The following is a 9,067-nucleotide window of genomic DNA, read 5'->3' on the forward strand; positions in this document are numbered from 1 at the left end:
ACGAGGCCCGCGAGCGCCTCGCCGCCCACGCGTCCGCGAGCCTCGACGAAGGCCTGGCCGCGCGCGCGGGCGAGCTCGAGGCCCGGCGCGAGCTCGCCGAAGAGCGCCTCGCCAGCTTGCTCGAGTTCCCCCTGCCCTTGCTGCCGCGCTGCGTGGTCGCCGACGCGGGCGCGGTCGAGTCGGCCTTCGCCCGCTCCGACGCCCTCCTCGACGGCGACCCGGCCAAGGCCACGGGCTGGCTCGGGCAGATCGCCAAGGTCCGCCCCGACGCCGCCAAGCTCGACGCCCTGACCACCCACGCGGAGCTGATCGCGGACCGCAGCCCCAGCCTCGCCGTGGCCCAGCTGCCCGTGGTCGCCGACGACCCGTGGGCGGCCGTGGCCGCGCCCAAGCTCCGCGACGGCGCCCGCGAGGGCCGGCTGTGCCTGTGGGCCCTCGACCACGGCGGCCTCGCCCGGGCGCGCGCCGGGAAGACCTTCACGGGCCTGGTCGTCGACAGCTTCACCGAGCAGATCCCCAGCGACGAGGTGCTCACCGGCGTCGCCATGCACTTCGACGCCCCGAGCTCGCGCCCGCCCCAGACCATGCTGCTGATCACCCCGCCCGCCGGTCAGACCTACGACTTCGACCTGGTCCTCGACACCCTCCAGCAGACCCTGGAGCTCGCCAAGCTCCGCGCCGTCGACCCCGACGCGCTCACCGGCTACGGCCACCACGTCCCGGCCATCTACCCGCGCCGGGTCGACGCCGGGCCCCAGACACCAACGGACGACGACGAAGGAGGGCAGGGCTGATGGCTGCGGACTGGGATCGACTCGAACCCCACACCCGGAGCACGGACCTCGACCAGGGCCTCCAGGCCCGGATCGCCGACCCGCTGTGGTCGCTGGCCCGCCAGTGGCAAGTCGGCGAGTTCCGGGGCGAGGACGCGGCCTCGCCGATCTCGGCGCAGATCAGCGCGTGGATCAACCCCATCAACACCTTCCGCAACGACGCGGGTGAGGGCGAGGGTAAAAACAAAGCCGCCGTCGAGCCCTTCGACGCCGGGGCCTTCGCCGCCCGCCCCCTCGAGGCTCGGGTCGAAGCCGAGAACTTCCTCGCCGGCCCCGCGCGGGTTCAGCTCGCCGGTGAGGCCGGGCTCCAGCTCCTGCGTCGCCTCGACGCCGCGGGCCTGGCCTCGCTGCGCGCCAAGGTCCGCGCGGCCTTCCCCCTCGAGCTCCCCGACTGGTGCCTGCACGGGCTCGCGGCCAAGGAGGCCCAGGCCCTGCGCCTGCTCGCCCGGCGCAGCGTCGACGCCCGCAAGCTCGCCCCCGCGATCAGCAAGGGGAGCTTCGTCGCCGCCCTCGAGCTCGACCCCAAGGCCGACGCCGCGACCATCGCGGCCCTCGACCGGCCCACCAAGCGCTGGCTGACGGAGTACCGCGCCCGCTTTTGCCTGCCCGGCGAGTCCGGCGACACCTGGGCCGACGAGCGCCTCGAGTACAGCTTCAGCCTCGGCGTGGCCGCGGGCCAGGGCGAGGTCATCCTCGGCGCGCGCGAGTACGTCGGCGGCCACCTCGACTGGTACAGCTTCACCGTCGACGCCGATCCAGCCGCGAGCCACGGCCTGAAGGCGGGCACCGGCGGCACCACCAAGGTCCAGCCCACGGTCCTGCCCGTGCCCCTGAGCTTCCCGGGCATGCCCGCGAGCCGCTGGTGGGAGTTCGAGGAGGGCAAGGTCTACTTCGGCGGCATCCAGGCCGGGCCCGCGGACCTCGGCCGGCTGATCGTCGCCGAGTTCGCCACGCTCTACTCCGACGACTGGTTCCTCCTGCCCCTGCGCCTGCCGGCCAGCGCCCTGGTCCGCGTGGGCTGGATCGACGTCGTCGACAGCTTCGGCGGGAGCCACCGGGTGCGCTCGACGGCCGTCGAAGATCAGCAGCGCATCGGCGAGGGCCAGGCCCGGGCCTTCGCCGGCTTCGAGCTCAGCGGCGACGACTCCGTGGCCCGCGGGCGCACGCCCTGGCTGCTCCTGCCCCGCCCCCTCGCCAGCTCCATCGAGGGCGAGGCCCTCGAGCGCGTCGCCTTCGTCCGCGACGAGGCCGCGAACCTGGCCTGGGCCGTGGAGGAGCGCATCGAGACGAGCACCGGCAAGCCCCAGCAGCGACGCCTGCGGACCAGCCTGGCCGTCGGCGAGGCCAGCGAAGGCGCCGACGAGCCGACCGCCGCCGGCGAGCGAGACGGCCGCCAGACCTGGCGCTACAGCCTCGAGAGCGAGGTCCCGCCCCACTGGATCCCCTTCATCCCCGAGCGCCTCCCCGACAGCGAGCAGGTCCGCCTGCGCCGGGCTCGAATGCAGGGCTGGGCCAACCTGCCCGACTGGGCCGTGGGTCCCCTGGGCGAGGTCCTCGACCCGACCCGCCCGCTGCGCCTGCACGAAGACGAGCTCCCCCGGGGCGGCGTCTCGGTCTCGCGCCACTGGCAGCTCGCCCGCGGCAGCGACGGCCGCCTGCACCTGTGGATCGGCCGACGCAAGCGACCCGGACGAGGCGAGCGCGGCTCGGGCCTGCGCTTCGACACCATCGAGCGCGGGTGATACTCCGGGACTGTGAATGAATCCACGGTCCCTGTCTGTTTTGGCCGTCGTGGACGACACTGCGCCCTCCCTGCCCCACGTCCACGACTCCGCTTCGGCCATGGCTGACGAGACCATCTGCCCCGCACGCGCGACCGACATGGGCCCAAGCCCGCGAAGCTCGAGCTCATCAGCACCGCCGAGCTCGAGCTGCTCGCGGTCGAGTGCGTCGACGGCTGCAGCTTCGGCCCGCTCCCCGCGACCAAGCTCCCGCCCGTGTCCATCGCGCGCGGGGAGGTCTCGCGCCGGGTCCGGCTGAGCTTCCGCGCCGCGGGCTACGTCGCTATGGAGCAGAGCTACGTGCTCACGCCCGGCGAAAACCGCCTGGTCGTGCGCCTCGAGCCGCTGCGCTGAACCGCCGCCCTCAGCCGCACGCGGGGTCGGCCTCGAGCCGAATGTCGTCGACGGTCAGGTCCATGGTCAGCGGCGAAGCGCACAGCCCCAGCCCCTCCATCTCGAAGCGCAGCGAGCCGATGATCCCGATCTCGTTGAGGTCCAGGCACACGCGGTGCTCGACCATCTCGGGCCCGGTCTCCTCGAGGCTCTGACCCGCGAGCGGCCACAGCCCAAAGCTCACCGTCGACTGGCCCAGGACCTCGGCGGCCTCGAAGCGGTAGCGGAACACCAGCGCCGCGCCCTCGGGGAAGGCGGCCGCGTCGGGGATCCGCGCCCGGGCGACGGCCCGCGCCTCCTGGCAGCGCCCCGCCTCGAGGTGCAGCTGCTCGTCGAGGAGCTCGACCTTCACGGGATAGGGCGCCGTGCCGTCGTCGCCGAAGAACTTCCAGCCCTCGCAGTCGACGAAGTCCGGGTTCTCGAGGAAGTTGTCGTCGCTCCACTCGCAGGCCCCGGGCTCGCCCTCAAAGGCCCCGTGGCACTCGCAGTGATCGCCCACGCTCCCGGTCCCGTCTTGCTTTTCGACGGGCACGCAGACCTCCCGCGGGCCGCAAGCTTCGGGGCACACGAAGTGGCAGGCACAAGGCGCGACGGTGAACGAGCAGTAGCTGTCGAACTCCACGGTCCCGGGCGGACAGTCGAGATCGTTGGGCGGCACGGTGTAGTGCCCGTTGGGCCAGGACGGATAGGTCGGGTACTTGCCCTCGGCGTCGGCCCAGATCACCTCGCAGGGCGCGACCTCGGTGCAGTCGTCGCCGGTCTCGTAGGCCGAGCTGTCGTCGGCGGTGGTGCTCTCTTCGGTGCCCGTCTCACCCGTCGAGCCCGTGCTCGACTCCGTCGACGTGCCCTCGGCGTTGCCGGTGTCGCTCGAGTCCGACGAACCGTCCGCCGCCTCGTCCGAGCCCGCGCCCGTCTCCATCATGCCCGCGGACTTGGGCTCGACGCAGGCCAAGGCCAAGCTCACCGCCGCCACGCACTCGATCCGCCGCATGGGAACGAGCATAATCCCTCTCTCGAGCCGGAGCGCCCTGCGAACCATGCTCAGGTCAGGTCAAGGCGACGATCGCCAGGCGCACGGCGATGCCCAGCATGGCGAGGAAGCTGATCGAGAACAGCGCGGTGCGCCACGGCTGGAGGCCGCGGAGGTAGACGATCGAGTGCAGCCAGCGCGCGACGGTGAAGGTCACGAAGTAGGCGATGGCGCTGGTCTGGCTCGCCCCGGTCGCGACGTGGAGGTAGCCGAGGATCAGGAACAGCGGGATGTTCTCGAGGGCGTTGCGGTGAGCCGCGAGGGCGCGCGCGGCCTTGGGGTCCTCCGCCTCCGCGAGGTTGCCCTTGAAGGTGTCGGCGTCCTCGGGGTTCACGAAGGTCTTGGCCTTCGATCGGCGAGCGCCGATCACCCCGACGAGGAAGAAGAGGTTGAGCACCAAGGCGGTGGTGCACAGCAGGTAGACGTCGAGGGCTTCTTGGTTCATGGCGAGTCCAATCAATCTTGGGGCTGCGTCACTCGCTGGCGCTGTCGAGGCTCTCGGGCCCCTTGGCCAAGGGGCTGCGATCGCCGGTCAGCCAGGCCAACACCCCGACGACGACGATGAACAAGAAAGCCAGGACCAATCCACGCGCGCGCATCTTCGAGCCCTAGCGTAGCGTCATCGATAGAGCTTTGGCGAGGGCTGCCTCGCATTGCTGGGAAGGCATTGCGAGTCAGCCTTCGTGCTCTCACTGTGTTGACGATGCACCGCCGCGCTCCCCTCCTCTTCGCTGCGAGCTCCGCCCTCATGCTCGCCTTCGCCCCTGCCTGCGACTCCGGCTCCCCGCCCTCCCAGCCCTCATCGGGCCAGGCCAAGGCCGACGCAGCTGCCGAGAAGGCGCCCAGCAAGCGTCCGGCCGAGGCTGAGACCGACGCCAAGCCCGAGGCCCCCGAGCCGGCCGAGCCCGAACCCGAGCCGAGCGCCGCCCCGACAGAGAATGCCGACGCCCCCGCCGAGGTGGCAGACGGCACGGGCGGCACCGAGCCCGCCGCTGCCGAAGCGGGTGCTGCCGAAGCCGCCGCTCCCGAGGCCGCCAAGCCCACCGACCCCCGCGACCCGGCCCACCTCCCGCCGGACACCCCCGCCGCCAACAAAAAGGCCTTCTCGCGCCTGCCCGTGACCAAGACCAGCTTGCCCCCCGTCGGCGGCGCGGGCGTCAACGGCATCCACCTCGACATGCTCGAGATCGGCCGCGGCTGGCACCAGAGCCGCTGCGACCTCGTCGGCGACACCTTCACCGTCGGCTCCGACGAGCGCGTCAACGTGTGCATGCGAGTCATCCACCCCCGCGGCGAGCCCGAGGAGCTGACCATCTACTGGGAGCGCGACGGCAAGCTCAACCAGCGCAGCAAGGTCAAGGTCAGCAAGATCCCCGCCTACCTGACCCGCGGCTGGCTGCCCATCACCGAGGCCCGCAAGGGCAAGTGGAAGGCGACCATCAAGAGCGCCGACGGGGCCGTGCTCGGCGAGGTCGAGTTCACCATCAACTAGCTCACGAACGAGCAAGACGGGGCCCGGTAACAACGCAGCCCGGCCATCCGTCCCCCAGGGCATGAAGCGCGCGTCTGGGGTGCTCGTCGCAGCGTTGCTCTCGTGGCCCACCGCGGCCTGGGCCGATGACGGGGAGCACGACGAGCACGCCCATGACGAGCATGACGAGCACGACGAGCACGACGAGCACGACGACATGGGCCACGGCCGCCGACACGCCATGCACCCGAACCTGTTCGGGGCCAAGTTCGGCTACATCTCCCTGTTCGCCCCCCACGAAGGCGAGTACGAGCACGTCCCCCTCGGCTACGCGGGCCTGTTCTACGAGCGCTCGGTGATCCACAACTGGCTGGAGATCGAGCTGACCGTGGCCGGGGCCTTCGGCGCGCGAGAGCTCGCCATGCCCGTCGATCTCTACTTCAAAAAGCCCTTCCACCCCGCGCCGTGGATCACCCCCTACTTCGGCGGCGGGCCGCACCTCGACGTCATCTTTCAGCCCGACGGCCCCCTGGTGCTCGGGGGCGCCTGCCTGACCCTCGGCTTCTACGCGTGGTTCTCGGAGCGCTGGGGCATCGACTTCGACATCGACTACGCCGTGGCCGCGAACCGGGAGCTCGTATTCCACGACGTGCTCGCCGCCATCGGGCCCGTCGCCCGCTTTTGACGCCCGCGAGCGCGCCCCCTCGGATCAACCGACGCACGCCCTCCGACACCAGGGGCGGCCGTCTCGGGGCTTCGCCCCTCCTCGTCCCCGACCTCCGGGACGACCCCCTCAGTCGGCCGGCGGCAGGGCGGCGCGCTGGCGTCGACGAAGCGCCCGTCGTTCTCGTCGCTTGCGCCAAAACGCTCGCCAGCCGCCCTCGCCCGGCAAGCGCTCGCGGACCTCGAGCTCCGACAGGACCAGGGTGCCGCGGACCACGATCACCGGCGCGTCCGCGCTGTCCGGCTGGTCGACCACCCCGGGGTCGCGGGTGACCTCGCTGAGCACGTTGCTGACCTCCACGCGCACGGCCAACCCCGGCGGCACGAGCAGCTTGATCGAGCCGAGCACGCAGCGGACCTCGAACACCAGCTCGCCCGGGGCGAGGCGAGCCTCGCGAAGATCGAGCTTGGACTCGCCGAGCACGTTGACCACCCGGTTGGTGCGCGCGGGCGTCCACGCGCCCTCTTCCTTCATCGCCGACAACACGGCGACCCGCCGACGCTCGGGCTCGACGGCGTCGGCGGGGACCAGGCTGGTCACGCTCGCAGCTTTCGCGGGCACCGCCAGCGCCTGCGCCCTCGCCGACTCCGCCAGCACCATGCTCGCGACCCCGGCGGCGTCGCTGCTCGGATCGAGCAGGTCCACGGTCAGGGCGTCGACGGCCGCGAGGGTGTCCGCGGCCCCCAGGGCCTCGAGGCGCCGCTCGAGCTCGTCGCCGTCGATGAGGTCCTCGGCGTAGCGCTGCGAGATCAGCTGCTCGCCGCGCTGCTTGGCGTCGCGCAGGGCGATCAGGTTGGTGGGTCGTCCGTCCGGCTCCATGGCGTCCCGCTATCGGTGGTCAGCGTGGATGGTCGCGCGCTGGTGAGGCCAGCCTATGGGGGCGATGGCCACGGCGACAACGAGCTCGGGGCGACCCTCGGCGCGCAGCCACTCGAGCGCCCCGGACACGAGCGCGCGGACGTCGAAGCGGGTCAAGAGCAGTCCGATCATCCTCGTCCCCCAATCAGCGCCGCGAGGGTCCGGCGAAACACTCCCCGAGGTCGAAGGTGCCCCACGGTGTCGGGCTGGGCTCGGCGGCGGCCATGGCCAAGCCGTTCTAGCAGATCAGCGCTCGAGCCGGAGCTGCACGAGGCCCTCGCCGGCGGCCTCGGCCTCGACCTCGACCTCGACCTCACCACGGTCCCGCCCCAGCCACACCCGCGCGACCTCGCGGTCCAGCAGGTGGCTCGGGTGGACGTTGCGCACGGCGTTGAGCATCACGGCGCGGACGTGGGGGTTGTCCGTGGCCATGTCGTCGATGAGCCGGCGCATCTTCTCGCGGCGCAGGTTGTCCTGGGAGCCGCACAGGTTGCAGGGCAAGATCGGGTACTTCGCCCAGCTCGCGTGCTCGATGATGTCCGCCTCGGCGCACTCGATGAGCGGGCGGATGACCTCGAAGCGCACGTCGTCGGTGGTGTACTTCGCCGGCATGGCCTGGAGCTTGCCGGCGTAAAAGAGGTTCATCAAAAGGGTCTCGAGGGCGTCGTCGCGGTGATGACCCAGGGCGATCTTGTTGCAGCCCAGGCGCTCAGCGACGTTGTAGAGCACGCCCCGGCGCAGCCGCGAACACACGGCGCAGTAGGCCTTGCCCGGCGGGGTCAGGTCGACCACCGTCGTGTAGGTGTCCTCCTGGGCGATCTCGAAGTCGACCTTCGTGCGCCCGCGGAAGTCCTCGAGCCAGGTCCGCAGCGGCGAGCCGTCGTAGCCCGGCTGGACCTGGTCGAGGTGCACGGCCGTGATCTGAAAGTCGATGGGCGCCCGGGACCGGGCGAGGACCAGCAGGTCGAGGAGGGTGTAGCTGTCCTTGCCCCCCGAGACCGCGACCATGACGTGGTCGCCCTCGTGGATCAGCCCGTAGTCGGCGATGGTCTTGCCGAGCGCGCGACGCAGCCGCGCCGTGACCTTGGGAGATTTGGGCGCGCGCTTCACCGGGCCATCCGTGTCTCGCCCTGGACCGTGACCGTGACCTTGCGGCCGTGTCCAGCGCGGCGGTGCTCCCACAGGTAGATGCCCTGCCAGGTCCCCAGGGGCACGCGCCCGCGGCTGACGGGGAAGGTCAGCGTGGTCGCGGTCAACACCGAGCGCACGTGGCTGGGCATGTCGTCGGGGCCCTCGTCGACGTGGCCGAGGATCGGATCGCCGTCGGGGATGAGCCGGGCCATGAAGCGCTCGAGGTCCTCGCGCACCTGCGGGTCCGCGTTCTCACACACGATCAGCGATGCGCTGGTGTGGTGAATGAACACATTGCACAGCCCCTGCTGCACGCCCGAGCGCTCGACCACCGCCTGGACGCGAGCCGAGATGTCCGTGGTCCCGCGGCCCGGGGTGGCCACGGTCAAGGTCTTGGACCAGGTCTGCATCGCCGGTCTAGGCGTCCTTGGGCGGAAGGTCGATCTTCGGGCCCGTCTGGAACTTGGCCTTCCAGTCGGCGTAGGGCATGCCGTAGACGTCCTCGCGGACCTCGTCGAGCTCGAGCTCGACGCCGCGCTCGGCCGCGGCCGCCCGGTACCACTTGGACAAGCAGTTGCGGCAAAAGCCGGCGAGCTCCATCAGCTCGATGTTTTGGACGTCGGTGCGGCCCTGGAGGTGCTCGACGAGGCGGCGAAAGGTCGCCGCCTCGATGGCGGTGCGGGTGGCGTCGTCGATCTCGGCCATGGTCGGCGGAGAATAGACGATCTGGCGAGCGCGGTCCGCCCGCCAGCTGGCCCCCTGAGCAGGGATAGCCTCCCTGAGTCGAGGAGGACAGGAGGGCGTCAGCCCGACCGCCGGGAGGAGGACCCGTGACGGCTTCGCCGG

Annotated in this window: 12 protein-coding genes and 1 pseudogene; 5 read left to right on the plus strand and 8 right to left on the minus strand. The window is 71.5% G+C overall.

What is annotated here, in order from left to right:
• The 3 genes and pseudogenes from PPSIR1_RS40580 to PPSIR1_RS48935 all read left to right on the plus strand — a co-directional run.
• Positions 1 to 794: pseudogene (locus tag PPSIR1_RS40580) on the plus strand (hypothetical protein); the annotation flags it as partial.
• Positions 794 to 2,575: a hypothetical protein gene (locus PPSIR1_RS40585; protein ID WP_006977153.1), complete on the plus strand. Its 1,782-nt coding sequence runs from the start codon at positions 794 to 796 to the stop codon at positions 2,573 to 2,575. The pseudogene PPSIR1_RS40580 and the gene PPSIR1_RS40585, both read left to right, overlap by 1 nt.
• A gap of 255 nt (positions 2,576 to 2,830) precedes the next feature.
• On the plus strand, positions 2,831 to 2,968 hold the full coding sequence (locus tag PPSIR1_RS48935; RefSeq protein WP_006977154.1) for a hypothetical protein: 138 nt from the start codon (positions 2,831 to 2,833) through the stop codon (positions 2,966 to 2,968).
• Positions 2,969 to 2,978: 10 nt separating this feature from the next.
• Here PPSIR1_RS48935 and PPSIR1_RS40590 read toward each other — a convergent pair whose 3' ends face one another.
• The 3 genes from PPSIR1_RS40590 to PPSIR1_RS51015 are packed head-to-tail and all read right to left on the minus strand — an operon-like array spanning position 2,979 to position 4,636.
• The gene (locus PPSIR1_RS40590; RefSeq protein WP_157596507.1) at positions 2,979 to 3,998 is read right to left on the minus strand and encodes a hypothetical protein; all 1,020 of its coding nucleotides are present in this window, start codon (positions 3,996 to 3,998) and stop codon (positions 2,979 to 2,981) included.
• 55 nt (positions 3,999 to 4,053) lie between these two features.
• Entirely contained in the window at positions 4,054 to 4,482 is a 429-nt protein-coding gene (locus tag PPSIR1_RS40595; protein ID WP_006977156.1) for an MAPEG family protein, read from the minus strand.
• A gap of 28 nt (positions 4,483 to 4,510) precedes the next feature.
• Positions 4,511 to 4,636, minus strand: coding sequence for a hypothetical protein (locus PPSIR1_RS51015; protein ID WP_269744755.1), 126 nt, complete (start codon positions 4,634 to 4,636; stop codon positions 4,511 to 4,513).
• 149 nt (positions 4,637 to 4,785) lie between these two features.
• Here PPSIR1_RS51015 and PPSIR1_RS40600 point away from each other — a divergent pair, with 149 nt between their 5' ends.
• Together PPSIR1_RS40600 and PPSIR1_RS40605 are read left to right on the plus strand one after the other, a co-directional pair.
• On the plus strand, positions 4,786 to 5,529 hold the full coding sequence (locus tag PPSIR1_RS40600; RefSeq protein ID WP_157596508.1) for a DUF2914 domain-containing protein: 744 nt from the start codon (positions 4,786 to 4,788) through the stop codon (positions 5,527 to 5,529).
• Positions 5,530 to 5,590: 61 nt separating this feature from the next.
• Entirely contained in the window at positions 5,591 to 6,193 is a 603-nt protein-coding gene (locus PPSIR1_RS40605) for a hypothetical protein (protein WP_157596509.1), read from the plus strand.
• A gap of 108 nt (positions 6,194 to 6,301) precedes the next feature.
• Here PPSIR1_RS40605 and PPSIR1_RS40610 read toward each other — a convergent pair whose 3' ends face one another.
• The 5 genes from PPSIR1_RS40610 to PPSIR1_RS40625 form a co-directional block, all read right to left on the minus strand.
• Entirely contained in the window at positions 6,302 to 7,051 is a 750-nt protein-coding gene (locus PPSIR1_RS40610) for a LiaF domain-containing protein (RefSeq protein ID WP_006977160.1), read from the minus strand.
• A gap of 9 nt (positions 7,052 to 7,060) precedes the next feature.
• A complete protein-coding gene (locus PPSIR1_RS48940; protein ID WP_006977161.1) occupies positions 7,061 to 7,222 on the minus strand; it encodes a hypothetical protein in 162 nt (53 codons plus the stop codon).
• Between the two features lie 114 nt (positions 7,223 to 7,336).
• The gene (gene ttcA / locus PPSIR1_RS40615) at positions 7,337 to 8,200 is read right to left on the minus strand and encodes a tRNA 2-thiocytidine(32) synthetase TtcA (RefSeq protein ID WP_006977162.1); all 864 of its coding nucleotides are present in this window, start codon (positions 8,198 to 8,200) and stop codon (positions 7,337 to 7,339) included.
• The gene (locus tag PPSIR1_RS40620; RefSeq protein ID WP_006977163.1) at positions 8,197 to 8,631 is read right to left on the minus strand and encodes a secondary thiamine-phosphate synthase enzyme YjbQ; all 435 of its coding nucleotides are present in this window, start codon (positions 8,629 to 8,631) and stop codon (positions 8,197 to 8,199) included. Before PPSIR1_RS40620 ends, ttcA begins: the two co-directional genes overlap by 4 nt.
• A gap of 7 nt (positions 8,632 to 8,638) precedes the next feature.
• Entirely contained in the window at positions 8,639 to 8,926 is a 288-nt protein-coding gene (locus tag PPSIR1_RS40625; RefSeq protein WP_006977164.1) for a DUF1244 domain-containing protein, read from the minus strand.
• Between the last annotated feature and the right edge of the window lie 141 nt (positions 8,927 to 9,067).

The sequence above is a fragment of the Plesiocystis pacifica SIR-1 genome, from assembly GCF_000170895.1.
In the GTDB taxonomy this organism is placed as follows: domain Bacteria; phylum Myxococcota_A; class Polyangia; order Nannocystales; family Nannocystaceae; genus Plesiocystis; species Plesiocystis pacifica.